The following is a 25,736-nucleotide window of genomic DNA, read 5'->3' on the forward strand; positions in this document are numbered from 1 at the left end:
CTTCAGCCGCGCCATGGCGAGGATCGGCTCGACATCGGTGCGGTAGGCGGCTTTCAGCGTCTGCGTCGCCATCAGCGCATCATTACTGTCCTGAAAACCTTCCAGCGCCTTGCGATCGACGAGCAGCGCCTGCGCATAGGCGCGCTGCACCTCGACCGCCGACAGCATCAGGCTTTCGATCGGATCGGTGACGTTGTGACTCTGGTCGAGCATGTGCGCCGGATCGAAACCCTCGGTGCCGGACAGTTCGGCATCGACCAGTTCGTTGAAGACGAGGAACAGCCGGTAGGGGTCGATCGAACCGGCATCGAGATCATCGTCGCCATACTTCGAATCGTTGAAATGGAAGCCGCCGAGCTTCTTGAATTGGATCAGCCGCGAGACGATCATCTCGATGTTGACGTTGGGGGCATGGTGGCCGAGGTCGACGAGACAGAACGCCTTGTCGCCCAATTCCCTGGCGATCATGTAGTTGGTGCCCCAGTCCTGCACGACGGTGGAATAGAAGGCCGGCTCGTACATCTTGTGCTCGCTGAACAGCTTCCAGCCGGCGGGCAGTCCGGCGTAAACCTCTTTCATGGCGTCGAGATAGCGCTCGAACGCCTTGGCGAAATTGACCTGGCCCGGGAAGTTCGAACCGTCGCCGATCCACACCGTCAGGGCCTTGGAGCCGAGCGTCTTGCCGATCTCGATACATTCGAGATTGTGCTCGACCGCTTGCCGGCGCGTGCCGGCATCGGCATGCGACAGCGAGCCGAATTTGTAGGAAAGCGCCTGGTCCTTCGCGTCGGAAAAAGTGTTGGAGTTCATGGCGTCGAAGCCGAGGCCAAAGCGCGAAGCCGCCTGCTTCAGCCGGTTCGGGTCGGCCTTGTCCCACGGAATGTGCAGGGAGACGGTCGGCGTCGCTTGCGTCAATTGCTGGATGACGGCGCAGTCCTCGATCTTGTCGAAGATATCGCGCGGCTCGCCGGCGCCGGGAAAGCGGGCAAAGCGCGTGCCGCCGGTGCCGACACCCCAGGACGGGATCGCCACCGCGAATTTCTCGACCTTGTCTCTGATAGCGTCGATGGCGATGCCGCGACGGTCGAGCCGCTCGCCGAGCGAGGCGTAGTCGCGCTCGAGGTTGGGCTTGCGCGCGGCGTTGTCCTTGTCGACGAGGTCGGCGGAGATGATGGATTCGGACAAGTGCTGGTTCCTCCCAAAATATATGCGGGCAGCGCTGCCCCTCATCCGCCTGCCGACACCTTCTCCCCGTATAGTGATGGGGAGAAGGGCGAAGCGGCTAGCGCGTAAAGCTCTGGGCGTTGCCCGCGTCGACATTGATGATGTTGCCGGTCGACTTGGCCGACATGTCGGACGCCAGGAAATAGATCGCTTCGGCGATGTCTTCCGGGAAGACCGAGCGCTTCAGCATCGAACGCGAGCGATAGTGCTCCTCCAGATCGTCGGTCGACATCTTGTAGGCGGCGGCGCGCTGTTCCTTCCACTCGCCGGTCCAGATCTTCGAGCCGCGCAGCACCGCGTCCGGGTTGACGACATTGACCCTGATCTGCGCCTCCGCGCCCTCAAGCGCCAAGCAGCGGGCGAGATGGATCTCGGCGGCCTTGGCGGTGCAATAGGCGGCGGCGTTGGGTGATGCGGCAAGGCCGTTCTTGGAGGCGACGAAGACGACGTTGCCACCAATCATCTGCGCGCGGAACAGCCGGAACGCTTCCCGCGAGACCAGGAAATAGCCGGTCGACAGGATGTCCATGTTCTTGTTCCACAGCGCCAGCGTCGTCTCCTCGATCGGCGCCGAGGAGGCGAGGCCAGCATTCGACACCAGAATGTCGATGCCGCCGAACTCGACCGCTGTCTCGGCAAAGCCGGAGATAACCTGGTCCTCCGAGGTGACGTTGATCAGCACCGGGCGGACGAAATCCTTGCCATAGACCTTGGCCAGTTCGTCATTGGCGCTGGCCAGCGCTGTCTCGTCGATGTCGGCCAGCACCACGCAGGCGCCTTCGCGCAGCAGCCGGTTGGCCGTGGCGCGGCCGATGCCGCCGGCGCCACCCGTGACCAGGGCGATCTGGCCGGCAAGCGACTTCGGCTTCGGCATGCGCTGCAGCTTCAGATCCTCGAGCAGCCAGTACTCGATGTCGAAGGCTTCCTGTGCAGGCAGCCCGACATAGGACGAGACGGTGGAGGCGCCGCGCATGACGTTGATGGCGTTGACATAGAATTCTCCCGAAATGCGCGCCGTCGCCTTGTCGCCGGCGAAGGTGAACATGCCGACGCCGGGCATCAGGTAGACGACGGCATTGGGATCGCGGATGGCGGGCGAGTCCGGATGCTTGCAGCTGTCGTAGTAGGCCTGGTAGCCGACGCGATAGGCTGCGATGTCGTCGGCAAGCCGCGCAATCACCGCATCGACATCGGGCTTGGCCGGATCGAATTCGATGACCAGCGGGCGGATCTTGGTGCGCAGGAAATGGTCGGGGCACGAGGTGCCGAGTGCCGCCAGCGGGCGCAGATCCCTGGAATTGACGAATTCGAGCACGGCGGCGGAATCGTCGAAATGGCCTGTTTTGTGGCTCTTCTCCGAGATCAGGCCCCGAATCCTCGGCATCAGTTTGGCCGCGATGGCACGGCGCTCGGTGGCGTCGAGTGCCTTGACCACTTCACCGCCGAAGATAGCGACACCTTCGGAGCGGCGCTCGAACCATTCGATCGCCTGGTTGATCACCGAGATCGTCGTCTCGTAGCATTCCCTGGGGGTGTCGCCCCAGGTGAACAGGCCGTGGCTTTCCAGGATGACACCCTTGGCATCGGGGTGTTCGAGGCAGAATTTCTCCAGCCACAGGCCAAGCTCGAACCCGGGACGCTTCCACGGCAACCAGCCGATGGCGTCGCCGAAGATTTCTTTGGTCAGCGCCTTCGAATCCTTCGCGGCGGCAATGGCGATGATGGCATCGGGATGCATGTGGTCGACAAAAGGCTTCGGCACGTAGGCGTGCAACGGCGTGTCGATAGAGGCCGCGCGTGGATTGAGGTTGAAGGTGCAGTGCGGCAGGAAGCCGACCATTTCATCTTCGTGCTCGACGCCGCGATAGAGACCTTTGAGCGCGCGCAGCTTGTCCATGTAGAGCGTAGCAAAGCCGTCCAGCTTGATCGAGGCGCTGTCGCCGCCCGATCCCTTGACCCACAGCACTTCGACATCCTCGCCGGTGAGCGGGTCTCTCTCCCAGATCTTCGACGACGTGTTGCCGCCGCCATAGTTGGTGACGCGCTTGTCGGAACCAAGTGTGTTCGAGCGGTAGACCAGAAGTTCCGGCCCGCTCATAGCGTGAGCCTTGGCCTCGTCCCACAGATTGGCGAGGCGCGCGCCGGTGCGCTTGTCGAGCATAAGAAATCCTCCCGAAGGCACGCAAAAGGCGCGGCCATTTGGCCCCGAATTTCCACGGAAGCAGCCGGCTTGTCAATCACAAACGATCAATATCGATCATATTGCACTGCACAATGAAATTATATGATCGGAAATGATTGACACTGCGCGTTTTGGGTGCCTAGATGCTCAGGCAGGGAGGAACCATGCACGAAAAAGAGCGCCACAGGATCATTCTGTCCGCTGTCCAGGAAAAGCCTGTGGTGACGGTGCAGGAGATGGTCGACCTGACGGAGTCGTCCGAGGCGACGATCCGGCGCGATATCGCGGCCCTCCACGTCCAGAAGCGGCTGCGCCGTGTGCGCGGCGGCGCCGAGGCAATCTCGCCGCCGCAGTTCATCGGGCTGGCCGGCCGGCCCTTTTCCGTCAACGAAACGATCAACGCCTCGCAGAAGCGGGCGATTGCACGCGAAGCCGTGGAACTGTGCAAGGACGGCGAACCGATCATCATCAATGGCGGCACCACCACCTTTCAGATGGTGCATTTCCTGACCGGCCGCCGCATGCCGATCTTCACCAATTCGTTCCCGATCGCCGAGCACCTGCTCAAGCACTCCAAGAACACGGTGATGCTGTCGGGCGGCACCATTTATCGCGAGCAGAACATCATCCTGTCGCCCTTCGACAATGACGTGACGCGCAATTTCTATGCGCGCCGCATGTTCATGGGCGCGCAGGGTCTGGGGCCGCTCGGCCTGATGGAGGGCGATCCGCTTTTGATCCAGGCGGAGCAGAAACTGATCGACCAAGCCGACGAGTTGGTGGTGCTGGTCGATTCCTCGAAATTCCGCAAACGCTCCAGCCTGATCCTGTGCGGCCTGTCGCGCATCGCCACCGTCATCACCGATGACGGCATCGAGGATCGCGAAGCCAAGATGCTGGAGACCGCGGGGGTGACGCTGATCGTCGCCCGCACATCCGCGACCAACAAGGAAGAATCTTCACTGCAGGCCTGAGGCCAACTCGCGCTCGCAGCGACGATGGAATGCAACGCTCAAGGGAGGAAATTCGATGAGCTTCTTGAAGAAATTGATGGTGACGGCTGCATTCTCAGCCGCCATGTTCGTGAATGCCGCCTATGCCGAAAACGTCAAGATCGCACTGGTGGTGAAATCGCTCGGCAACGGCTTCTTCGATGCCGCCAACAAGGGCGCCGAAGAGGCGGCCAAGGAACTCGGCGATGTCGACATCATCTACACCGGCCCGACCAAGGCGACCGCCGAAGCGCAGATCGAAGTGGTCAATTCGCTGATCGCGCAGAAGGTCAACGCCATCGCCATTTCGGCCAATGACGCCGACGCCTTGGTGCCGGTGCTGAAGAAGGCCATGGAACGCGGCATCACCGTCATCTCGTGGGATTCGGGCGTCGCCAAGGAAGGCCGCCAGCTTCACCTCAACCCGTCCGATACCGGCCTGATCGGTGAGACCATCATCAAGCTTGCCGCCGACCACCTGCCGGAAGGCGGCGAGGTCGCCATCCTGTCGGCCTCCTCGACCGCCACCAACCAGAACGCCTGGATCGACGCGGCCAAGAAAATCCTGCCGGAGAAGTTCCCCAAGATCAAACTCGTCGCCACCGTCTATGGCGATGACGATTCGGCCAAGAGCACCGACGAAGCCAAGGGCCTGTTGAAGTCCTATCCGAACCTCAAGGCGATCATCGCGCCGACCACCGTCGGCGTCGTCGCCGCCGCCCAGGTCGTCACCGACGAGAACCTGATCGGCAAGGTCAATGTCACCGGCCTCGCGCTGCCGTCCGAGTTCAAGAAGTTCATCGACAACGGTTCCAGTCAGGCGGTTGCCCTGTGGAACCCGATCGACCTCGGCTACTCGGCCGTCTACCTCGCCCATGATCTGGCGGTGAAGAAGGAAGAGGCGAAGCCCGGCGCCACGCTGTCGATCGGCCGCGTCGGCAAGGTCACGCTCGACGACACCAACTCGGCTGCGATGGCTCCGCCCTTCCAGTTCGACAAGTCGAACATCGAAAAGTTCTCCAAGATCTATTGATCTGGAGTCCTCTCGAGCTGACGCGGCGGGGCTCACGTCCCGCCGCGACTTTAAACGAACCTTGTTTCAGGGCTTGATACGATTATGGACACGACAGCCCAACACGGCGCGGTGAAGGAGCGGCCTCCGGCCTCGGCTCCACGCCTGACGCTGTCCGGCATCTCCAAGAGCTTTCCCGGCGTGCGCGCGCTGCACAATGTCAGCCTGTCGCTCTACCCCGGGCAGGTGACGGCGCTGATCGGCGAAAACGGCGCCGGCAAGTCGACGCTGGTCAAGATCATGACCGGCATCTACCAGCCCGACGGGGGTACGATCAGCATCGACGGCCAGGCCGTCACCCTGCCGAGCGCGCATGCCGCCTTCGGGCACGGCGTCACCGCCATCCACCAGGAAACCGTGCTGTTCGACGATTTGTCGGTCGCAGAAAACATCTTTCTCGGCCATGCGCCGCGCACGCGATTGCGCACCATCGACTGGCGCACGATGCGCAAGAACGCGCGCGAAGTGCTTGACACCATGCATGCCGGCCACATCGACGCCGATGCGCGCCTGAAGGACCTCGGCATCGCCAACAAGCATCTGGTCGCCGTTGCGCGCGCCATGTCGATCGACGCGCAGATCGTCATCATGGACGAGCCGACCGCCGCACTTTCGATGAAGGAGATCGAGGAGCTCTTTTTGCTGATCGAGTTCCTCAAGAGCGACGGCAAGGCAATCCTGTTCATCAGCCACAAGTTCGACGAGATCTACCGTATCGCCGACCGCTACACGGTGTTCCGCGATGGCGAGATGGTCGGCGAAGGCCTGATCAAGGATGCCGGCCAGAGCCAGATCGTGCGCCTGATGGTCGGCCGCGCGGTCGATCACATCTTCCCGCAGCGCAAGGCCGAGATAGGCGCGCCGGTGCTCTCCGTTTCCGGCCTGTCGCATCCGACCGAATTCAACGACATCGGCTTCGAACTGCACAAGGGCGAGATCCTCGGCTTCTACGGCCTGGTCGGCGCCGGCCGCAGCGAGGTGATGCAGGCGATATCGGGCATCACCCGCACATCAGCCGGCACGATCACGCTGGAAGGCAAGACGCTCGCGCCGAAATCGGCGGCGGATTCGATCGATGCCGGGATCGTCTACGTGCCCGAAGAACGCGGCAAGCAAGGCGTGGTGATCGGCCTGCCGATCTTCCAGAACGTCTCGCTGCCTTCACTCAAGCGCACATCGAAGTCCGGCCTGCTGCGGCTGTCGGAGGAGTTCGATCTGGCCCGCTCCTACACCGAGCGGCTCGACCTCAGGGCCTCCTCGCTCAGCCAGGACGTCGGCACGCTGTCGGGCGGCAACCAGCAGAAGATCGTCATCGCCAAATGGCTGGCGACGTCGCCCAAGGTGATCATCCTGGACGAGCCGACCAAGGGCATCGACATCGGCTCGAAGGCCGCCGTGCACGGCTTCATGGCCGAGTTGGTGGCGCAAGGCCTGTCGGTGATCATGGTGTCCTCCGAGCTGCCCGAAATCCTCGGCATGTCCGACCGCGTCGTGGTCATGCGCGAGGGGCTCGTCGCGGCGGTCTACGACAACAAGGGGTTGGACGCCGAGACGCTGGTTCGGACGGCAGCGGGGATCGCGGCATGAAGGCTTTCCTGAAATACCGTGAAATCTGGCTGTTGGCGGCCATCGTCGTGCTGATCGGGCTGATTTCGACGCGCTTCCCGGCCTTTGCCGACCCCGGCAATCTGCGTCAGGTGTTCAACGACACCTCGATCCTGATGATCCTGGCGCTCGGCCAGATGGTGGTCATCCTGACCCGGTCGATCGATCTGTCGATGGCGTCCAATCTCTGCTTCACCGGCATGGTGGTGGCGATGCTGAACGCAGCACATCCGGCGATCCCGATCCCGCTGCTGATCGTCATTGCGCTGGCCGTCGGTCTGGTGCTCGGCGCCATCAACGGCCTGCTGGTCTGGCGGCTGAACATTCCCTCGATCGTGGTGACATTGGGCACGCTGACCATCTATCGTGGCGCGACCTTCGTCCTGTCCGGTGGCGCCTGGGTCAATGCCGACAAAATGAGCCCGGACTTCATCGGCTTTCAGCGCGCCGCCTTCCTCGGCATTCCGGTGCTGTCGTGGATCGCCATCCTGGTCATTGCGCTGTTCTTCGTCCTGATGACGCGCACCGCGCTCGGCCGCTCGATCTATGCCATCGGCGTAAACCCGACGGCTTCCGTCTATGCCGGCATCGATGTCGGCCGCACCAAGTTCATCGTCTTCTGCATCTCCGGCATGATCGGCGGCCTGTCAGGCTATCTCTGGATCTCGCGCTATGTGATCGCGTCGGTCGAGGTCGCCAATGGCTATGAGCTCAACATCATCGCCGCCTGCGTCATCGGCGGCATCTCGATCGCCGGCGGCATCGGCTCGGTCGGCGGCGCGGTGCTCGGCGCACTGTTCCTGGGCATCATCTCCAACGCGCTGCCGGTCATCAACATCTCGCCCTTCTGGCAGATGGCGATTTCTGGCAGCGCCATCATCCTGGCCGTCGTGCTCAACGCGCGCGGCGAACGCCAGCAAGGCCGCATCATCCTCAGAAAGGTGGAGGCGTGACCGACATCCCTGCTCCGCGCCACATTCCCGACCGGCTCGACAAGCCGCTTCGTTCGGCGATCTTTTCCTGGGAAGCGCTGCTGGTCGTGGTGGCCGTCGCCATCTTCGCCATCAACAGCTTCGCCTCGCCCTATTTCCTCGACCCGTATTCGCTGTCCGATCTGACCTTCAATTTCACCGAGAAAGGCCTGATCGCCTTCGCCATGGCGCTGCTGATCATCTCGGGCGAGATCGATCTGTCGGTGGCCGCCATCATTGCGCTGGCGTCGACGATGATGGGCATGGCGGTGCAGGCCGGCGCCGGCATGCCGGTGCTGGTAGCGATCGGCATCGTCGTCGGGCTCGGCTGCGGCGCCTTCAACGGTCTGCTGGTGACAAGGCTCGGTCTGCCCTCGATCGTCGTCACCATCGGCACGATGAGCCTGTTTCGCGGCATCGCCTTCATCATCCTCGGCGACCAGGCCTACAAGGGTTATCCCGCAAGCTTCGCCTTCTTCGGCCAGGGCTATGTCTGGTGGGTGGTGTCGTTCGAACTGGTGCTCTTCCTGATCGCGGCCGTCGTCTACTGGTTCCTGCTGCACCGTACGAGTTTTGGCCGACGCGTCTTCGCCATCGGCAACAATCCGATAGCTGCGCAGTTTTCCGGCGTGCGCGTCGGCCGCACCAAGTTCCTCCTGTTTTGCCTGACCGGGCTGATGTCGGGCATCGCCTCGGTGCTGATCACCTCGCGGCTCGGTTCGACGCGGCCATCGATCGCGCAGGGCTACGAGCTGGAAGTCATCACCATGGTGGTGCTCGGCGGCGTCAGTATCCTCGGTGGCGCCGGCAGCATTGTTGGGGTCGTGCTCGCGGCCTTCATCATGGGGCTGGTGACCTTCGGGCTTGGCCTGCTCAACGTGCCCGGCATCGTCATGTCGATCTTCATTGGCCTGCTGCTGATTATCGTCATTGCCCTGCCGATCGTCTGGCGGCGACTCCGCGGAGGGCGTTGATGGCCGAGAAATATGCATTCAAGATGAAGCTGAAGCCCGGCATGAAGGCCGAGTACAAGCAGCGTCACGATGAGATCTGGCCGTCGCTGGTGTCACTGCTGAAGCAGGCCGGCGTCTCCGATTATTCCATCCATCTCGACGAGGAGACCAATATCCTGTTCGGTGTTCTGTGGCGGCGTGACGACCACGGCATGGACGAATTGCCCGGATATCCGGTGATGCAGCGCTGGTGGGCTGAAATGGCCGACATCATGGAAACCAGGCAGGACAACGAGCCGGTGGCCGTGCCGTTGGAAACCGTGTTCCACATGGCATGAGTGCGATGCGCCACATCGCCGTTATCGACATCGGCAAGACCAACGCCAAGGTGGCGCTGGTCGACCTCGCTACGTTGAGCGAGGTGGCGCTGCGCCGCATGTCCAATGCGCCGGTGCGACAGGCGCCTTACCCGCACCACGATGTCGAGGCCCTGTGGGCATTCATCCTCGAAAGCCTTGCCGGTCTCAATCGCGAACAGCGCATCGACGCCATTTCGATCAGCACCCATGGCGCGACCGGCGTGCTGGTCGACGCGGCGGGTGAACTGGTGCTACCGGTGCTCGACTATGAGTTCGACGGCCCCGACGGGCTGGCCGAGGGTTATGACGCGATCCGCCCGCCCTTCTCCGAGACCGGCACGCCGCGCCTGCCGCTCGGCCTCAATCTTGGTGCTCAATTCTTCTGGCAGCAGAAGAGCTTCCCGGCGGAATTCGCCAGGGCCGCCGCGATGCTGATGTACCCACAATACTGGGCGTTGCGCCTGACCGGCATCGCCGCCAACGAGGTCACCTCGCTCGGCTGCCACACCGACCTGTGGAACCCGTGGACGGCGGATTTCTCATCGTTGGTCGACAGGCTGGAATGGCGCGGGCTGATGGCGCCGGTGCGGCCGGCCAGCGACCGCCTCGGCCCGATCCTGCCCATCGTTGCGATGCGAACCGGACTCGATCCGCAAACGCCGGTGTTCTGCGGCCTGCATGATTCCAACGCCTCGCTTCTGCCGCATCTTCTCTCCGACAAACCGCCTTTCTCCGTCGTCTCGACCGGCACCTGGGTGGTGTCGATGGCGGTCGGCGGCAAACAGATTGCGCTGGATGCCGCGCGCGACACGCTGGTCAATGTCAACGCAATCGGCGATCCCGTTCCCTCGGCGCGCTTCATGGGCGGCCGCGAGTTTTCCGGGCTGACAAAGGATCAGCCGGAGCAGTGGACCGAGAATGATGTCGGCGCCGTGCTGGCGCGAAAAATGCTGCTGCTGCCGTCGACCCAGCAAGGCTCGGGGCCATTCCCGCACCATGCCGCGGCATGGGTCAACGCCGACGGCCTGAACAGCGGCCAGCGCTTTGCCGCCATCTCGTTCTACCTGGCATTGATGACGGCAACCTGCCTCGAACTGATCGGCGCGGACGGCCCGACCACGGTCGAAGGCCCCTTTGCCCGCAACCGGCTCTTTGTCGGCATGCTGGCGGCAGCCACGGCGCGCGCCGTGGTTGGGTCCGAGGCCGCCACCGGCACCAGCATCGGCGCGGCGCTGCTGGCATCCGATCAGCCGGCGACGCACGGCAAGGGCGAAAGAATAGAACCGCCTGTAGACCCGGCCTGGGTCGACTATGTCAGCGCATGGCGCTCGGCAGTGGACGTGCAGGGCTGATCAGAGAATCCGTTTGCCGAAAGCCGACATGACGAAGTTGACCGCGTCGGTGCCGATCCGCGGCTCCAGATCCGCCGTCAGGCCCGAGACATCCATCGACAGCAAGCCACCGGAGAGCGCGATCGCCTCCATCGCCTGGTGCGTTTCGCGCACGGTCAGCCCGCCGGAGCCCGCAGCCCAGCCGGCGAATTCGGTTGCGGTCGGCGAATAGCTGACATGAAAGCCTTGCGTGCCTGAGGTGGCGATGCGGATCGCTTCGTGCATCAGGTCGCGCATGCCCATGGCGTCGATGTCGGTCATGGTGAAGGCCGACACGCGCGAATCCTTCAGCACCCGCGCCTCGGCCGGATCGGCGTGGCGCAGGCCGACGATGACGACATTTTCCGGCGACAGCTGCGGCTGCAGCGCGCCGGCCTTGTGATCGAGCCCGAGCGATCGCGCCAGGACCGAACATTCCGGCAGGTCGATGCCCTCCTCGTCCTCTGGCATCAGGGCGGCGATGGAATCGATCCAGATCAGGCCGAAAGAATGCGTCGCGCGAGCCGTCGCGGTCAGCGCCTTGTGGGCGATGCGACGATCGACGCCGGCAATCAGCCGGACCAGCCCCGATGGCGGCCGCTCGACATCGGCGAGTTCCACCACGTCGAAGTTCATCGCTTCCAGCCGGGCGCCGGTGCTTTCCCGGGCCAGGATGCCGGCAGCTCCCTGCCCGGCCGTGATCTGCACCATCTTGCGGCCGGAAAAATCCTCGACGTCGTGCATCGGGGCCTTCTCGACATATTCCGAGGTCATCGCCAAAAGCATGGCGCCATAGCTCATGCGGAAGGCGACGCGGTCGCCGACGGAGGGCCTCGGGTCGGCATCGGCGACATCCAAAAGCAGATGATCGCTGGAGGCGCCGAGCACCCTTATCCCCCTGGCGATCGGCGTCAGTCCCTCGACCAGCACATCCTCACGGCCGATATTGGCGATGGCGCGCAGCCTGTCGCCTTCGTCGGGGAAGACCGGCTGATTGCCGAAGGCGTCGTAGCCCGATTGGCCGATCGGTCGTGACGGCTTGAGCTTGACCTCGATGATGTCGCTTGTCAGCCGGCAGGCATCGGGTTCGAGCTCCGCCCACGGCGTGTCGCGGAAGGTCTCGACACCACCCTGCAGGATCGCCTCGCCGACGCGCAGATTGTTGATGCCGGCCGGCAGTCTGCCTTCGAGCAGCAGCGGCAGCGACGACGAGGCGCCGCCGGAGATCACGTCGAGGCTTCTGCCGGACAGGCGCTCGGTCTTGTAGGCATGGGCGACGAGTTGGCCGAGATTTTCCGGCGTCGGCATGATGGCGCCGAAACAGCCGAGATTGGTGCCGATGCCGGCAATGCGAACGCCCTTGAACTGCAGTATCTGCTCGACGGTCGGGATCAGGTCGTTCGGCCAGATGCCTTCTCGCAGATCGCCGAGATCGATCATCAGCATGATGTCGTGGATGCGGCCCATGCGCTCGGCGATGCGCGATATTTCGCGGATGGTGGCGAGTTCCGACTGCAGGCTGATGTCGACGGTGCGCACCACCTCCTCGACCCGCGCCATCGGCGGGCTGCGCAACAGCATGATCGGCGCGTTGATGCCGCTGTCGCGCAGCCGGCGGATGTTCTCGAAACGCGATTCGGCGATGCCGGCGACACCGCCGCGCAACATGGCGCGCGCCACTTGCGGCATGCCGCAAGTGCCCTTGGTAACGCCGAACACTTTTATGCCCGACAGCGCGCAGCGCTCGACGATCGTGCGCGCATTGCGCTCGATGCGGCCAAGGTCGATAGCGACTTGCGGTCCCGACATCACTACCCCCCGTAGACCAGCCCCTGCGGGTCGATCTCCGGCTTGCGGCCGGAAACGAGGTCGGCAAGGAATTTCCCCGAGCCGCAGGCCATGGTCCAGCCGACATGGCCGTGGCCGGTGTCGAGATAGAGATTCTTGTAGCGAGCCTGGCCGATGACCGGCACCGAGTTGGGCATCATCGGCCGCAGACCGGCCCAGAACACAGCCTTCTTCTCGTCGAAGGCACCCGGGAAAAGATCCTTGCCGGTGCTGATGATCGTCTTGAAATCGGCGGGCTTGAAAGTTCGGTCGAAGCCGGTGAATTCAGCCGTCGAGGACATCCGCAAGCGGTTGCCCAGCCTGGAATAGCCGATCAGCCGGTCCTCGTCGGCGCCGCCCATGGTCGGTCCCTTGCTTTCGTCCTCCAGGGGAATCGTCGCGGTATAGCCCTTTACCGGATAGACAGGCAGGTCGATGCCGTAACGGCGCCCGAGCAGGCCGCTCTCCGGTCCCATCGAGATGACCACGGCATCGCCGGCGACCGGGCCGGCCGACGTCATCACCGCGCGCACATGATCGCCCTCGATGTCGAGGCCTTCGACTGTCGTGCCGAACAGGAATTTGACGCCGAGCTTCTCGGCAGCATAGGCGGCCAGCCTGTCGACAAACTGCTTGGAATCTCCGGTCTGGTCGGTTGGCGAATAGACGCCCCCGGCAATCTTGTCCTTGACGCCGGCAAGGCCTGGTTCCAGCTCGACCAGCCGGTCGCGGCCGACGATTTCGATCGGCAGGCCGTGCCTGGCAAGATAACGGTAATTGTCGGTGCCGGTATCGAGGCTCTTTTGCGAGCGGAAGAAGTAGAGAATGCCCTTCTTGCGTTCGTCGTAGTGGATGCCGGTCGCTTCCGAAAGCGCATTGATGCAGTCACGCGAATAGAGCGCGAGCCTGAGCTTGATGTCGGTGTTGGCGCGCAGGCGCGCCACCGTGCACTGGCGCAGGAAACGCAGGCTCCAGGCGAGGAAATAGGGATCGAGGCGCAGCCTGACCTTGATGCCGAGATCATGGTTGTAGAGCCCGCGCAGGAAAGTCTTCAAAGCCGCCGGCGAGGCCCAGGCGGTGGCGTCACCCGGTGACACCAGGCCGGCATTGGACTGGCTGGTGCCTTGTGCCGCCGCCGGATGGCGCTCGATCACTGTCACCTCATGGCCGTCGCTGGCCAGATAATAGGCGGCCGCCGTACCGACGACACCGGCCCCGAGCACCGTTATTTTCATGCCATCCCCCAAGAGCTCCTCGCGGCGCGGCGCCTCCGCACCTTGCCGCGAAGGCCTTCAATAGCGCTTCGCTGCCCGCCTTGCGAGCCCTTGGGAGAACCCGGCTCAGCCGCGCGCGGAGTTCTTGCCGGTCAAGATGCGCTCCCAGGCGAGCGCGTCGGCGACGATCTGGTCGAGATCGTCGCGTTGCGGGGTCCAGCCGAGCTCGGCGCGGGCGAGATCCGAATTGGCAACCACCGCCGCGGCATCGCCAGGACGACGGTCGCCCATCTTCACCTCGAAATCACGGCCAAAAGCGCGGCGCACGCTGTCAATGACCTCGAGCACCGAATAGCCATGGCTGTAGCCGCAATTGGCGACGAGGCTTTGTCCCCCGGCACGCAGCCGCTGCAAGGCCAGGCGATGCGCCGCCGCCAGGTCGCTGACGTGGATGTAGTCGCGCATGCAGGTGCCGTCCGGCGTCGGATAATCGGTGCCGAACACCTGCATGAACGGCCGCTTGCCAAGTGCCGTCTCGCAGGCGACCTTGATCAGATGGGTTGCGCCCGGCGTCGACTGGCCGGTGCGGCCCTTCGGGTCGGCGCCGGCGACGTTGAAGTAGCGCAGCGCGGTATAGCGCAGGCCATGCGCGATCGACGCGTCGCGCAGCATCCACTCACTCATCAGCTTGGACAGGCCATAGGGCGATTCCGGCGACAGGCGGGCGTCCTCGCGCACCGGCTCCAGGCCGGCTCCGCCATAGACGGCGGCAGTCGATGAAAAGATGAAATTGGGCACGCCTTCGCGCACCGCGGTTTCGATCAGCGTGCGCGTCTTCGAGGTGTTGTTCTCGTAGTAACTGAGCGGGTCGGCGACCGATTCCGGAACCACGATCGAGCCGGCGAAGTGAATGATCGCGTCGACCTTGTTCTCCCTGATGACCGAGCCGACCAATTCCCGGTCGGCAACGTCGCCGACGACCAGCCTTGCCTCGGGCGCCACCGCCCATTCGAAACCGGTGGAAAGGCGATCGAGGACGACCACGCCCTCGCCGGCATCAAGCAACTCCCAGACCATATGGCTGCCGATGTAACCGGCGCCGCCTGTAACCAAAACCGTCATCCGCTTCCTCGCTTATCCAAGATTTATCGGAAACTGTCTCAACCCCCGCTCTACTGGAAAGCCCGCCGCATAACCATTGAAACCGTGGTAACCGGCATCGCCGGCTAGTGGCATCGTCCTGAAACAAAGTTGATCCACATCAAGGGAATAGGCCACGATCCGTGATCGTTAGGAACAGGTCCGGGGCGTGGCATTTTGACCAAAAAGGCCAGGTGGACGACCAACAGGCCAATGATTATGATCCCGCGCAAAAATTGGGAAGCCTATATGAACTATCAGCGGTTCTTCGAGGAAGCGATCGACCAGCTCCATGCCGAGCGTCGCTACCGCGTTTTCGCCGACCTGGAGCGGATCGCGGGCAAGTTCCCGCGCGCCATCTGGCGTTCCAATGGCCGCGCCGAGGAAATCACCGTCTGGTGCTCCAACGACTATCTCGGCATGGGCCAGCATCCCGACGTCATCGCCGCGTTCCAGAATACCGCTGGCAAGATGGGTTCGGGCGCCGGCGGCACCCGCAACATTTCCGGCACCTCGAACCCGCTGGTCGAACTCGAGGTGGAGCTTGCCGACCTGCACGACAAGGAAGCGGCACTGGTCTTCACCTCCGGTTTCGTCTCCAACGAGGCCTCGATCTCGACCATCGCGAAGCTTTTGCCCAACTGCCTGATCATCTCGGACGAATTGAACCACGCCTCGATGATCGAAGGCGTGCGGCGTTCCGGCGCCGAGAAAAAGATCTTCCGCCACAACGACGTCGCGCATCTGGAAAGCCTTTTGCAGGCGGCGGGACGCGAACGCGCCAAGCTGATCGTCTTCGAAAGCGTCTACTCGATGGATGGCGACATCGCGCCGATCAAAGAGATCGTCGAGCTCGCCGAGCGCTACAACGCCATGACCTATATCGATGAGGTCCATGCCGTCGGCATGTACGGGCCGCGCGGCGGCGGCATCACCGAGCGCGAAGGCCTGGCCGACCGCATCGACATCATCGAAGGCACCCTGGCCAAGGCATTCGGCACGCTGGGCGGCTATATCACCGGCACCAGCGCCGTGATCGACGCCGTGCGTTCCTATGCGCCGGGCTTCATCTTCACCACGGCACTGCCGCCGGCGATCGCGGCTGCCGCGACCGCGTCGATCCGCCATCTCAAGCGCTCGCAGGCCGAGCGCGACGCCCAGCAGCAGCAGGCGAGCCGAACCAAGCAGATCCTGTCGGCCGCCGGCCTGCCGGTGATGGACTCGCCGACCCACATCGTGCCGCTGCTAGTCGGCGATCCCGAGGCCTGCAAGATGGCCAGCGACCGCCTGCTCGGCGTGCACGGCATCTACATCCAGCCGATCAACTACCCGACCGTGCCGCGCGGCACCGAGCGGCTGCGCATCACGCCGACGCCGTTCCACTCCGATGCACTGATCGCCGAATTGCAGGATGCGCTGGTCGAGACCTGGGATGCGCTCGGCATCCCCTATGGCTCCGCCGGGCGGCCTTCGGTAGCCAAGAGCGACCGCATCATTCCCCTGCTGGTCCCCAAGTCAGGCGGCTGAAGCCGTTGCTGGTTGCGCCTGTCGATTGCTTCCAACGCCGCGACGCTCCGACGTCACGGCATGGATCCTAGGGTCTCCGCGACGTCGCTTCGCGACTGCTACGCCCTAGGATGACGAAGCGTGGGGGCTTCTGGCTAGTCACAGAGTTGGAGTCTGGCATCGTAGCAATGGCCGACCTTCGAGGTTGGCCGAGGCATCTTTCTCTTCGTCATCCTAGGGCGAAGCAAGGAGCGAAGCGACGCGGCGCAGACCCTAGGATCCATGCCGTTACTGCGGCCGAAGAGTGAGGCGGTCCAGAATCTTCAAACGCGCGGCTTTCCTGTCCAGCCCAATCCTCAAACTGCCTTCATCCACTTCGCCAGCCGGTGCGCCGCTTCCTCGACCTGGTCGAGGCGGCGGTGGAAACACAACCGCAAAAACGCCTCGCCGCCGGGGCCGAAAGCCGTGCCTGGCGCCAGGCCGACATTGGCCTTGTCGACAATGTCGAAGGCAGCGGTGCGTGAATCGGTGATGCCGTCGACAGTGAAAAACAGATAGAACGCACCCTGCGGCACCGTAAACCGGGCGCGGCCGGTGGCGCCGAGGATGCCGCAGACAAGGTCGCGCGCCTTGCGCGCCCGCTCCACCTGTTCGGCAACGAAGGCATCGCCCTCATCAAGGGCGGCGGCCGCGCCGCGCTGCATGAACTGGGCGACGCCGGAATTCGAATATTGGATCAGGTTCTCGAACACCTGCTGCAAGCTCGGATGTGTCTTGATCCAGCCGACGCGCCAGCCGGTCATAGCCCAGTTCTTGGAGAAGGAGTTGACATAGAGGATGCGGTCTTCCGCCGACGCGATGTCGAGGAAGGACGGCGCGCGGCCGTGGCCATAGTGGAACAGAGAATAGATCTCGTCCGCGATGATCCAAAGGTTTTTGGCGCGCGCCAGATCGAGGATGGCCTGCAAGGTCTCATCATCGGCGGTCCAGCCGGTCGGATTCGACGGCGTGTTGATGAACAGCGCCTTTGTGCGCGGCGTGATCGAAGCCGCGAGCTTCTCGACGTCGCAGGACCAGCCATTGCCGGAATGATCGAGCGTCACCGCGACCGGAACGGCTCCCGCTATCGCTGCCGCGGCATCGAAATTCGGCCAGGCCGGCGACAGATAGACAACCTCGTCGTCGGCACCGGCGAGCGCGTCGAGCGCCAGCTGGATGGCATGCATGCCGGAGCCGGTGACGATGAATTCTTCCTCCGGGAAGGTCTTGCCGAAATGCCTGGCATAGTAACGGGAGAGTGCCTGCCTAAGTTCGGGGATGCCCCTTTGCCAGGTGTAGAATGTCTCGCCGCCGGCCAGCGCCTTCGACGCGGCATCGGTGATAAAGGCCGGCGTCGGCAGGTCGCCCTCGCCGGCCCAGAGCGGAATCATGCCTTCGCGCAGGCGGCCGTAATTGACGACGGCGACAATGCCGCTTTCGGGTGCCGCACGGGCCTCGGTGCGCAAGCTGTCGATCAGGGTCATTGGCGGGTCCGTTTTGGTCTGCGGTTTTCGTCAGCGGTCCTTACCAGATGCGAAAACAGAAAACCCCGGCCGCGAACGACCGGGGTTTTGGTCCAGCAAATGCCGCCCGTGGTCAGCGCCGGGCGAGCAGATCGCGAATTTCGGTGAGCAGCGCGACGTCGGCAGGCGGCGGAGCGGCCGGTGCAGCGGGCTTCTCGCGCTCAAGCCGCTTGCGCATGTTGTTCACCGCCTTGACCATCAGGAAGATGATGAAAGCGAGGATGAGGAAGTTCAGAGCCACGGTGATGAAGCTGCCATAGGCAAAGACCGCGCCCTGCTTCTTGGCATCGGCCAGCGAGGTCGCGTTGACGGCTGAGGACAATCCGAAGAAATAGTTGTTGAAGTCCAATCCGCCGAAAATCGCACCGACGATCGGCATGATGATGTCGTTGACAAGGGAATCGACGATCTTGCCGAAGGCCGCGCCGATGATGACGCCGACCGCAAGGTCCATCACATTACCCTTGGAAATAAATTCCTGGAATTCTTTCAGCATTCGACCCTCCTTGTCGTGACTGGCCGAGTTGCCGTTTCCGTCCTTGCGACATCGACCTGAGACAACATAACAAAAACCTCCTGACGCAACATCGGCAAAAAGGAGAAAGCAACCGGTTTCTCCTTACCGGGAGCCGGCTAGGTTGCTCGCCGAGACCGACCCCGGTTCAGTTGTTCGAGACCCACGGTTCGGCAGGAGCAGCGTTGAATTTCTGGCAATCATAGGCGTTTTCGCCTACAATATTCTCATGAACATGCTCGAAACCATCAGCATTGACGTTTACCCGTGGGCGGCTCCGACAAAGGAGCAGCGCGCTTGGTTCGACGCACTTTCGCCCGATGAGAAGCGGAAAGCGATTCAGGCGGCCATCGACGAAGGTTTTGAGAGCCCCGTCAGCGACAAGTCTATCGACGACATTATTCGGGAAGCGCGTGCCGAATTCCCGCATGCGTCATAGGATAACGCATCGCGCCGAACGCGATCTGAAAGACATTTACCGACACACCTTCGAAAACTTCGGCCACACTCAGGCCGAAAAGTATCTGCGTGAACTCGACGCGGTGTTTGAGTTGCTCGGCGATTACCCGAATATGGGCAGGCTCTATGAAGGCAGGACCCATCAGTTCGTCCATGGCAAGCACATCATCCTCTATCGTATGGGTTCGGAGGAGATCATTGTCGGCAGCATCTTCCACGGCGCCCAGCGGCGATCTTCACCATAACGACATCGACACCGACGCGCCGGTCTGAGAACCGTCCTACACAGCTCTGCAATGGACTCGGACGCCAAGCTGTGATTGCGTCCGGGCAAGCCGGATAGAAAGACGGCAGAGGAGGAAAGTCCAAGCGTGCAGGGCTTGTTCATCGTCATCATCGCGGTCGCCTATGTGACGCTGCTGTTTGCCATCGCCAGCCTCGGCGACCGCCGCTCGGCCATCTCCGAGCCGAGCCGGGGGCGGCCTTTCATCTACGCACTCAGCCTCGCTATCTACTGCACATCCTGGACTTTCTTCGGCTCGGTCGGTCTCTCTTCCGAACGCGGCCTCGAATTCCTCGGCATCTATACGGGCCCGGTGCTCGTCTTCGTGTTCGGCTTCCCGCTGCTCAACCGCATCGTGCGGCTGGCCAAGACCGAGAAGATCACCTCGATCGCGGATTTCCTCGGCGCGCGCTACGGCAAGAGTTTCACCGTCGCGGCGATCGCCACACTGATCGCCACCATCGGCGCGGTGCCCTATATCGCGCTGCAGTTGAAGGCGATCTCCGGTTCGGTCAGCCTGATGGTCGAGCACTATACGGGATCGCCGCCTTCGTTCGATCCCTTCGTCAGCGACATCTCGTTGGTCGTCGCCATGCTCCTGGCGCTGTTTGCGGTGCTGTTTGGAACCCGTCACGCCGACGCCACCGAACACCAGGACGGGCTGGTGCTGGCGGTGGCGGTCGAAACCGTGGTCAAGCTCGCCGCCTTCCTGGCGATCGGCCTGATGGTCACCTTCCTGATCTTCGGCGGCCCGGGCGACATGTTCGACAAGCTCGCCCAGAACGGGCAGGTCCGGCAGGCGATGAGCTACAACACCTCGCTCGCCACCTGGCTGGTGCTGACTTGCCTTAGCGGCTTTGCCATCATCATGCTGCCGCGGCAGTTCTACGTCACCATCGTCGAGAACCGCGGCGAGGCCGAACTGCGCACCGCGACATGGGTGTTTCCGCTCTACCTCGTGGCGATCAATCTGTTCGTGCTGCCGATCGCTTTTGCCGGCCTGTCGCTGGTCGGCACCGGGACCAGCAGCGATCTCTACGTGCTGTCGCTGCCCTTGTTCACTGGCCATGACTTGCTGGCGATGGCGGCTTTCATCGGCGGCCTGTCGGCGGCGACGGCGATGGTGATCGTCGAGAGCGTGGCGCTGTCGATCATGATCTCCAACGACCTCGTCATTCCGCTGTTCGTGCGCCGCCTGCTCAAGACCTCGACCTCCGAGACCGAGGACTGGTCGACGCTCATTCTCAATGTTCGGCGCGGGGCGATCTTCATCCTTTTGTTCATCGCCTTCCTCTATTATCGCGAGAGCACTGACAGCGCGCGGCTGTCGTCGATCGGCCTGATGTCGTTCGCGGCCATCGCCCAGTTCGCGCCGGCGCTGATCGGCGGGCTGATCTGGCGCGGCGCCACTGGCCGGGGTGCGGCACTTGGCATGGTCGCCGGCATCCTCGTCTGGGGCTACACGCTGCTGTTTCCATCGCTTGCCGCCCCTGATACCGGCATCATCGTGCACGGGCTGTTCGGCTTCGAGGCGCTGCGGCCGCAGGCATTGTTCGGCACCGTCGCCGAACCGCTGAACCACGGCGTGCTGTGGAGCCTGTCGCTCAACGCGGTGTTCTTCGTGCTCGGTTCGCTGTCGCGCGCATCGGTGCCGCTGGAACGCATCCAGGCGTCGATCTTCGTGCCGCGCGATGCCGGCCCGATGCCAAGCCTGCGCCGCTTCCGCACCGCCATCACCGTCAACGACCTCAAGGACACGATCGGGCGCTATCTCGGCGTCGAGCGCACCGAGCGCTCCTTCCAGTCGTTCGAAAAGACCAACGGAACCTCGCTGCACGGCAATGAGCAGGCGAGCATGGACGTCATCCGCTTCTCCGAGCAATTGCTCGCCAGCGCCGTCGGTTCCTCCTCGGCGCGGCTGATCCTGTCGCTGCTGTTTCGGCGCCACGACCGCGAATCCCGAGATGCCTTCCGCTTGCTCGACGACGCCACCGAGGCGCTGCAGCACAACCGCGACCTGTTGCAGATCGCGCTCGACCAGATGGAACAGGGCATCACCGTCTTCGACCGCGATTTCCGCCTGATCTGCTGGAACCGCCAGTACCGGGCGCTGTTCGACCTGCCCGACGAGATGGGCCAGGTCGGCGTCTCGCTCGACCGCATCCTGCGCCATCTCGCCGAACGCGGCGACATCCCCGCCGATCAGCGTGTGGCCATGCTCAACCGCCTGACCAGTTTCGTCAGCCCATGGCAGATGGAACTGAAAACCTCGGGCCGCATCCTGGAACTGCGCTCCAACCCGATGCCGGACGGCGGCATCGTCGCCACCTATGCCGACATTTCCGGGCGCGTCGAACAGGATCTGGCGCTGAAGCGTGCCAATGAATCGCTGGAGCAGCGCGTCAAGACCCGCACCATCGAACTGACCCGGGTCAACGAGGAGCTGGCGCAGGCGCAGATGCTGGCCGAGGAGGCCAATCTCGGCAAGACGCGCTTCCTCGCCGCCGCCGGCCACGACATCCTGCAGCCGCTCAACGCCGCCCGGCTCTATTGCTCCTCGCTGATCGAGAAGGCCGGCAAAGGGCCTGCCGGCAAGGCCGCCGTGAACATCGAATCCTCGCTGGAATCGGTCGAGACCATCCTCGGCGCCGTGCTCGACATCTCCCGCCTCGACGCCGGCGCGATGAAGCCGGACGATACCGCCTTCAACCTCGACGGATTGCTGCGCCAGATCGGCAACGACTTCCGGCCGCTCGCCGCCGAGAAGAAGCTCGCGCTGACCATCATGCCGTCATCGCTGACAGTGACGACGGACCGCAATCTGCTGCGCCGCCTGATCCAGAATCTCGTCTCCAACGCCATCAAATACACGCGCCACGGCCGCGTGCTGGTTGGCGTCAGACGGCGCGGCGATTTGGCCGAGATCCAGGTGATCGACACCGGCATCGGCATCGCCGGCGACAAGCTGAACACCGTCTTTCGCGAATTCACCCGGCTCGACGAGGGCGCGCGCGAGGCCGAGGGCCTCGGTCTCGGCCTCTCCATCGTTGACCGCATCGCCCGGGTGCTGCGGCTGGAGATCCGGATCTTTTCCAACCCTGGCAAGGGCACGCGCTTCTCCGTCATCCTGCCCGTCGCGGCCGTGCAGGAACCGCGGCGCGAGATCGACGCCAGGGTTCCTGCCCGCGCGACGGCTTCGCTGGCCGGACTGCATGTGCTGTGCATCGACAACGACGCCCGCATCCTAGAGGGCATGCGGCTCCTGCTCGAAGGCTGGGGTTGCAACGTCGACACCGTGTCCGGTTCAAAGGATCTGGAAAGCGTGGTGACACACCGCCCGGACATCGTCCTTGCCGACTACCATCTCGACGGCGAAACGGGTCTCGATATCATCGTCAGGCTGCGCGCGCTCCATGGCGACACCCTGCCGGCCGTGCTGGTCACCGCAGACCGCTCCAATGAGGTGCGCACGGCCGCCGGCGGGCTCGAGATTGCGGTGATCAACAAACCGCTCAAACCAGCGGTGCTGCGCTCGATGATGGCCAGGGTCAGGCCGCTGGCACCGGCGGCCGAATAGCAGCAAAGGCGCCCGGTCTCAGCCCTGGTGTCCGAGGGTGGAGTCCTAGAGCATTTCACCGTTTCACGGAAAACGGCGATCTGCTCTAACTCTTTGTTTTAACGCAATTCTAAACGGAAAACCGCTTCACACTTTCCCTAGAATTGCTCTAGGCCAGGCCGTCGACCATCTGGGAACTGCGGAACCGGGGCCGTCCGGCATTGCCCGCCACAGGCGGACGATGCTCGCGAAAGGCCATTGCAAGCGTCCTCAGCGCCTCGCGGGACTTGGCGTCCGTCAGCGTCGAAAGCAGCACGATCTCGGAAGGCGGCAGCGCCGGCAGCCCGAATTTCCGGCTGACCTCGATGGTGCCGGATGGGGCAAGCCGGCAGGAAAATACCGAGGCTGCGAGGCCGGCCGAGACGGCTTCGGCAACGGCGAAAGAGCCGCAGCCGAGGAACACCTCCGTCCACGATATTCCGACAGCGTCGAGCGCGCGGGTGGTGATGTTACGAATACCGCAGGATGGCGAGGATGCCGCCAGGCGCAGCGGCTCGTCGGCCCGGTGGACGAAGTCGGGCGCGGCGTACCAGCCGAAATGTTCGGGCGCCAGCACTTCACCATCGCGCCGGTCGTCCTCCCGGCGGATGATCGCCGCGTCGATCTCACCGCGATCGAAAGCATCCAGCAGGTCGCGCGAATCATCGAGCCGCACTTCGATGGTGAGCGCCGGGTCATGCGCATTGAGCCGCGCCAGCAATGTCGGGACTTCCGCGCCTCCGACATGGGTGGCGATGCCCAGTGTGAAGCGGCGGCGCACCGAAGACAGGCTGGCAATGGCGCGATCGTGTGCCGCGAGGAAGTCGCGTGCGGGCTGGAGAAACACCGCGCCCTGCGCCGACAAGCGCACCAGCCGAGGCGTGCGCTCGATCAATTTCTGGCCGACGCGCTCTTCCAGCCGCTTCAGCTTCACGCTGATCGCCCCTTGTGTGCTGCCAAGAGCCTCGGCCGCACGCGTAAAGCTCTGAAGATCGGCGATGGCGACGAATGTTTTCACAGCGTCTACGTCCAGCGTCATGTCAGCTATCCGCACTTGTTGTCTCTGAAATAGCCAACCATGCAATTCTAATATGATCAAGCCTCGCCTACCCTGGGCCATACGCGCGCCGGGCGAGCTGCGATGGATTCGCCGATTGCCGACAAATACGTTCGAAAGGTTGAATCATGCCCACTGTATTGACCCGCCGAGGCATCGTGGTTCTGTTTGCCGCCTGCCTGGCATGCCTGATGTTCGGCCTGGAGATTTCAAGCGTTCCCACGATTCTGCCGACACTGGAGCAGGTTCTGCACGCCGACTTCAAGCAACTGCAATGGGTGATGAACGCCTATACGATCGCGGTCACGACGGTGCTGATGGCGGTCGGCACGATCGCCGATCGTTACGGGCACAAGCGTGTCTTTCTGGTCGCCATCGCCGCCTTCGGCCTGACATCACTGATCTGCGGCGTCGCCGAAAGCGTCTCCACGCTCATCGTCGCCCGGTTTCTGCAGGGCCTGAGCGGCGGTGCGATGCTGATCTGCCAGCTTGCCGTGCTGTCGCATGAATTCCGGGAAGGGCGCGAACGCGCCGTCGCATGGGGCTGGTGGGGCGTCATCTTCGGCACCGGCCTCGGCTTCGGCCCCATCATCGGCGGCGGCATCGTCGCGGTCTCGAGCTGGCAATGGGTGTTTCTTGTCCACGTGCCGGTTGCGGCGCTGGCGTTCGCCCTCGCTCTGATGGGCGTCCACGAATCGAAGGATCCACAGGCGGGCAAGCTCGACGTAGCAGGCATCCTGACGCTGTCGCCGTCGGTTTTCTGCCTCGTTTTCTACATCATCCAGGGGCCGGATCTGGGTTTCTCCAGCCCTGCCGCGCTGGCGATCCTCGGTATCTCGATAGTGAGCTTCATCGCCTTCCTCATTGCCGAGAAGGTCAGCCAGCGGCCGATGTTCGATTTCTCGGTCTTCCGAATCCGGCCCTTTTCGGGCGCCATCGTCGGCTCTGCCGCGATGAACCTCAGCTATTGGCCTTTCATGATCTACCTGCCGATCTGGTTCCACGCCGGGCTCGGCTATGACACCGTCTCCACCGGCCTTGCCCTGCTTGCCTACACGCTGCCGACGCTTGTGCTGCCGCCGTTGGCAGAGCGCTTTTCGCTGCGTTATCGGCCCGGCATCATCATTCCGGCGGGCCTCGTCATCATCGGCGTCGGGTTCATCCTGATGAAATTCGGCAGCGCCGCCGCGCAACCGGACTGGCTGACGATGCTGCCCGGCTGCCTGATCGCGGGGATGGGTCTGGGAATAACCAACACACCTGTCACCAACACGACGACGGGTTCCGTTTCGAGCGATCGCGCCGGCATGGCCTCCGGCATCGACATGACCGCGCGCATGGTTTCATTGGCGCTGAACATCGCGGTGATGGGCTTCATCCTGGCCAGCGGTGTGCTGGCGCATCTGGGGCATGCGCTGCCCGACCTCGACGCTGCCCAATTGCGTCTTCTCGCCGAAGCTATCGCTGCTGGAAACCCCATCTCCGGGCTCGCCGGGACCGTCGCCCAGGATGCGCTGCGCAACGGCTTTGGCTGGGTCATGCTCTATGGCGGGATCGGCGTCTGGATCATGGCCGCCATCAGTTTCGCAAGCTTCAACGGCCGGCCGGTGCGGCGGACGGAGGTTCAGTGCTCTGATTGAACACTACAATGATCGAACAGGCGCCCTGGCGATCAACCCGCCGGCTGCAGCGGGTCGCTGCCGATCTTGGACAGCAGGATCACCGCCTGCGTGCGGCTGTCGACGCCGAGCTTCTGCAGGATGGCGGAGACATGCGCCTTGATGGTAGCCTCCGATACACCGAGTTCATAGGCGATCTGCTTGTTGAGCAGGCCCTCGGCCAGCATGGAGG

At 63.4% G+C, this 25,736-nt stretch carries 21 protein-coding genes; 12 read left to right on the forward strand and 9 right to left on the reverse strand.

Annotated elements, in window-relative coordinates:
* Together rhaI and EN984_RS00435 are read right to left on the reverse strand one after the other, a co-directional pair.
* Positions 1 to 1,185, reverse strand: a 1,185-nt coding sequence (gene rhaI / locus EN984_RS00430) for an L-rhamnose catabolism isomerase (protein WP_164765353.1), incomplete at its 3' end; no start/stop codon positions are given.
* Between the two features lie 97 nt (positions 1,186 to 1,282).
* Positions 1,283 to 3,385 carry a bifunctional rhamnulose-1-phosphate aldolase/short-chain dehydrogenase gene (locus tag EN984_RS00435; RefSeq protein WP_127267355.1) on the reverse strand — a complete coding sequence of 701 codons (2,103 nt, stop codon included), beginning with the start codon at positions 3,383 to 3,385 and terminating at the stop codon, positions 1,283 to 1,285.
* A 185-nt stretch (positions 3,386 to 3,570) separates the two neighbouring features.
* Between EN984_RS00435 and EN984_RS00440 the strand changes: the two genes are divergently transcribed.
* The 7 genes from EN984_RS00440 (at position 3,571) to EN984_RS00470 (ending at position 10,710) form a co-directional block, all read left to right on the forward strand.
* Positions 3,571 to 4,380, forward strand: a complete 810-nt coding sequence (locus tag EN984_RS00440) for a DeoR/GlpR family DNA-binding transcription regulator (protein ID WP_023813909.1) — start codon at positions 3,571 to 3,573, stop codon at positions 4,378 to 4,380.
* 55 nt (positions 4,381 to 4,435) lie between these two features.
* Positions 4,436 to 5,431, forward strand: a complete 996-nt coding sequence (rhaS, locus tag EN984_RS00445; protein WP_013533599.1) for a rhamnose ABC transporter substrate-binding protein — start codon at positions 4,436 to 4,438, stop codon at positions 5,429 to 5,431.
* Positions 5,432 to 5,515: 84 nt separating this feature from the next.
* The gene (locus tag EN984_RS00450) at positions 5,516 to 7,057 is read left to right on the forward strand and encodes a sugar ABC transporter ATP-binding protein (RefSeq protein WP_127269353.1); all 1,542 of its coding nucleotides are present in this window, start codon (positions 5,516 to 5,518) and stop codon (positions 7,055 to 7,057) included.
* Positions 7,054 to 8,028, forward strand: a complete 975-nt coding sequence (locus tag EN984_RS00455) for an ABC transporter permease (RefSeq protein ID WP_127269352.1) — start codon at positions 7,054 to 7,056, stop codon at positions 8,026 to 8,028. The genes EN984_RS00450 and EN984_RS00455 overlap by 4 nt, the downstream gene beginning before the upstream one ends.
* Positions 8,025 to 9,020 (forward strand): ABC transporter permease, encoded by a 996-nt coding sequence (locus tag EN984_RS00460; RefSeq protein ID WP_127269351.1) that lies wholly within the window; start codon positions 8,025 to 8,027, stop codon positions 9,018 to 9,020. The genes EN984_RS00455 and EN984_RS00460 overlap by 4 nt, the downstream gene beginning before the upstream one ends.
* The gene (gene rhaM, locus EN984_RS00465; RefSeq protein ID WP_127269350.1) at positions 9,020 to 9,337 is read left to right on the forward strand and encodes an L-rhamnose mutarotase; all 318 of its coding nucleotides are present in this window, start codon (positions 9,020 to 9,022) and stop codon (positions 9,335 to 9,337) included. Before EN984_RS00460 ends, rhaM begins: the two co-directional genes overlap by 1 nt.
* Complete coding sequence (locus tag EN984_RS00470; RefSeq protein WP_127271724.1) at positions 9,334 to 10,710, forward strand: FGGY-family carbohydrate kinase; 1,377 nt, start codon at positions 9,334 to 9,336, stop codon at positions 10,708 to 10,710. Before rhaM ends, EN984_RS00470 begins: the two co-directional genes overlap by 4 nt.
* Here the strand turns inward: EN984_RS00470 and EN984_RS00475 are convergent, their stop codons facing one another.
* From EN984_RS00475 to galE, 3 genes are all read right to left on the reverse strand, one after another.
* The gene (locus EN984_RS00475) at positions 10,711 to 12,537 is read right to left on the reverse strand and encodes an alanine racemase (protein WP_127271726.1); all 1,827 of its coding nucleotides are present in this window, start codon (positions 12,535 to 12,537) and stop codon (positions 10,711 to 10,713) included.
* A 2-nt stretch (positions 12,538 to 12,539) separates the two neighbouring features.
* Complete coding sequence (locus EN984_RS00480) at positions 12,540 to 13,790, reverse strand: D-amino acid dehydrogenase (RefSeq protein ID WP_127271728.1); 1,251 nt, start codon at positions 13,788 to 13,790, stop codon at positions 12,540 to 12,542.
* 105 nt (positions 13,791 to 13,895) lie between these two features.
* The gene (gene galE / locus EN984_RS00485) at positions 13,896 to 14,891 is read right to left on the reverse strand and encodes a UDP-glucose 4-epimerase GalE (RefSeq protein WP_127270794.1); all 996 of its coding nucleotides are present in this window, start codon (positions 14,889 to 14,891) and stop codon (positions 13,896 to 13,898) included.
* Between the two features lie 267 nt (positions 14,892 to 15,158).
* Here galE and hemA point away from each other — a divergent pair, with 267 nt between their 5' ends.
* Positions 15,159 to 16,436: a 5-aminolevulinate synthase gene (hemA, locus tag EN984_RS00490; RefSeq protein WP_127270796.1), complete on the forward strand. Its 1,278-nt coding sequence runs from the start codon at positions 15,159 to 15,161 to the stop codon at positions 16,434 to 16,436.
* 335 nt (positions 16,437 to 16,771) lie between these two features.
* Here the strand turns inward: hemA and EN984_RS00495 are convergent, their stop codons facing one another.
* Both EN984_RS00495 and mscL read right to left on the reverse strand, forming a co-directional pair.
* The gene (locus tag EN984_RS00495; protein WP_127271730.1) at positions 16,772 to 17,938 is read right to left on the reverse strand and encodes a pyridoxal phosphate-dependent aminotransferase; all 1,167 of its coding nucleotides are present in this window, start codon (positions 17,936 to 17,938) and stop codon (positions 16,772 to 16,774) included.
* Positions 17,939 to 18,050: 112 nt separating this feature from the next.
* Entirely contained in the window at positions 18,051 to 18,473 is a 423-nt protein-coding gene (mscL, locus tag EN984_RS00500; RefSeq protein WP_027038576.1) for a large conductance mechanosensitive channel protein MscL, read from the reverse strand.
* A 142-nt stretch (positions 18,474 to 18,615) separates the two neighbouring features.
* Here mscL and EN984_RS00505 point away from each other — a divergent pair, with 142 nt between their 5' ends.
* The 3 genes from EN984_RS00505 to EN984_RS00515 all read left to right on the forward strand — a co-directional run bounded on the left by EN984_RS00505 (position 18,616) and on the right by EN984_RS00515 (position 22,810).
* Entirely contained in the window at positions 18,616 to 18,930 is a 315-nt protein-coding gene (locus EN984_RS00505; RefSeq protein ID WP_127268170.1) for a hypothetical protein, read from the forward strand.
* Positions 18,920 to 19,195 (forward strand): type II toxin-antitoxin system RelE/ParE family toxin, encoded by a 276-nt coding sequence (locus EN984_RS00510; protein ID WP_127268171.1) that lies wholly within the window; start codon positions 18,920 to 18,922, stop codon positions 19,193 to 19,195. The genes EN984_RS00505 and EN984_RS00510 overlap by 11 nt, the downstream gene beginning before the upstream one ends.
* A gap of 126 nt (positions 19,196 to 19,321) precedes the next feature.
* Positions 19,322 to 22,810, forward strand: a complete 3,489-nt coding sequence (locus tag EN984_RS00515; RefSeq protein WP_127272462.1) for a PAS domain-containing hybrid sensor histidine kinase/response regulator — start codon at positions 19,322 to 19,324, stop codon at positions 22,808 to 22,810.
* A gap of 148 nt (positions 22,811 to 22,958) precedes the next feature.
* Here the strand turns inward: EN984_RS00515 and EN984_RS00520 are convergent, their stop codons facing one another.
* Positions 22,959 to 23,867, reverse strand: a complete 909-nt coding sequence (locus tag EN984_RS00520) for a LysR substrate-binding domain-containing protein (RefSeq protein ID WP_164748869.1) — start codon at positions 23,865 to 23,867, stop codon at positions 22,959 to 22,961.
* Positions 23,868 to 24,013: 146 nt separating this feature from the next.
* Between EN984_RS00520 and EN984_RS00525 the strand changes: the two genes are divergently transcribed.
* Positions 24,014 to 25,525: an MFS transporter gene (locus tag EN984_RS00525; RefSeq protein ID WP_127328241.1), complete on the forward strand. Its 1,512-nt coding sequence runs from the start codon at positions 24,014 to 24,016 to the stop codon at positions 25,523 to 25,525.
* Positions 25,526 to 25,557: 32 nt separating this feature from the next.
* Here EN984_RS00525 and EN984_RS00530 read toward each other — a convergent pair.
* Positions 25,558 to 25,736: LuxR C-terminal-related transcriptional regulator (locus EN984_RS00530; RefSeq protein WP_164765354.1), on the reverse strand; the 179-nt coding region annotated here is incomplete at its 5' end.

This window comes from Mesorhizobium sp. M7A.F.Ca.CA.004.12.1.1 (assembly GCF_003997835.1).
In the GTDB taxonomy this organism is placed as follows: domain Bacteria; phylum Pseudomonadota; class Alphaproteobacteria; order Rhizobiales; family Rhizobiaceae; genus Mesorhizobium.